The sequence below is a fragment of the Sulfitobacter sp. HI0129 genome (genome assembly GCF_001635395.1).
Classification (GTDB): domain Bacteria; phylum Pseudomonadota; class Alphaproteobacteria; order Rhodobacterales; family Rhodobacteraceae; genus Sulfitobacter.
Genome location: NZ_LWGH01000607.1, coordinates 1 through 1,226 on the forward strand (window position 1 = coordinate 1; position 1,226 = coordinate 1,226).

Sequence of the window (1,226 nt, forward strand, 5' to 3'; positions counted from 1 at the left end):
CATGAGCCAAAGCCCCAGATGATCCAGCCCAAGCGGCGCGAGTGCCAGCGCGCCCAGTGCTGCGGGAATGACGAGAACCCCCATCAGCGGCACCGAGAGCAGGTTCGCCGCCAGCCCGTAGTGGGCGATGGCGTTGAAATGGGCGGCACCTATGGGTGCCGTCGCGGCCCCCGCCACGGCAGACGACAGCACAACCGCCCCGACCGGGCGCAGCCAGCCGGGGCTTTTCAGCGGCCTTGCGTCCCGCAGCCAGCCGAACACGGCCACCAGCGCCGTGGTCGCGGCAAAGGACATCTGGAAGCCCGGCCCCGTCAAGGCTTCGGGCCGCAGGACCAGAACGATCGTGGCGGCGATGGCCACCGCCCGCAGCGATATCGCCCGCCGCCCGATCATCAGCGCGCCAAGCGCGACAGCCACCATGACAAAGGCCCGCTCCGTCGCGACATTTCCGCCCGACAGCGCCAGATAGACGCTCGCCGCGATCAGCGCGCCCGCCGCGGCGATGCTCCGGGTGGGCCAGTGCAGCGCCGTATGGGGCATCGCTGCCAGAAGCAGCCGCAGCGCGCCGAAAACAAGGCCTGTCAGCAGGCCCATGTGCAACCCCGATATGGCAAGCAGATGCGCAAGGTTGCTCGCCCGCAGGTTCTCCAGCGTGTCCTGACCGATGGCGCTGCGGTCGCCCGTTGTGATCGCGGCGGCAAACCCGCCAAGGTCCCCGGGCAGGATGGACCGGATGTGGTTCGATATCGCCATGCGCAGCCGGAAAACCGCGAGGCCTGTGCGCCCCTCCTCCGCCGGGGCGACGCCCAGCAGCGGCACGCGCGCATAGCCCACGGCCCCCAGCCGGGCGAACCATGCGTGGCGCTGGAAATCGAAGCCGCCCGGTTCGACCGGCCCGCCCGGGGGCGACAGATGGGCCGTCGTCATGACGCGCAGTCCCGGCCGGGGCGCGATGCTCCCCCTCTGGTCGCCGTGCAGCGAAATGCGGACCCGCGCGGGCGTTTCCTCCGGGGCGACCCGCCGCAGGCGAACCCGGTCCAGCGTCAACCGCACCGCGTCGGACTGGCTGCGGTCGAGCGCCACGATACGCCCCTCCACCGGGCCGTAGTATCGCCAGTCCAACACGGGTGCCGCCATCCAATGCGCCCTGCCCGCCGCCAGCACGAAACCGAGCGCCACGAACATGACCCCGGTGAAGAGAGGGGCGGCCCATTCCGGCGCCCGCC

General features: G+C 71.2%; 1 protein-coding gene. It reads right to left on the reverse strand.

Annotated features, from left to right (window positions below):
• Positions 1–1,226, reverse strand: a 1,226-nt coding sequence (locus tag A3764_RS16020; protein ID WP_150122234.1) for a ComEC/Rec2 family competence protein, incomplete at both ends; no start/stop codon positions are given.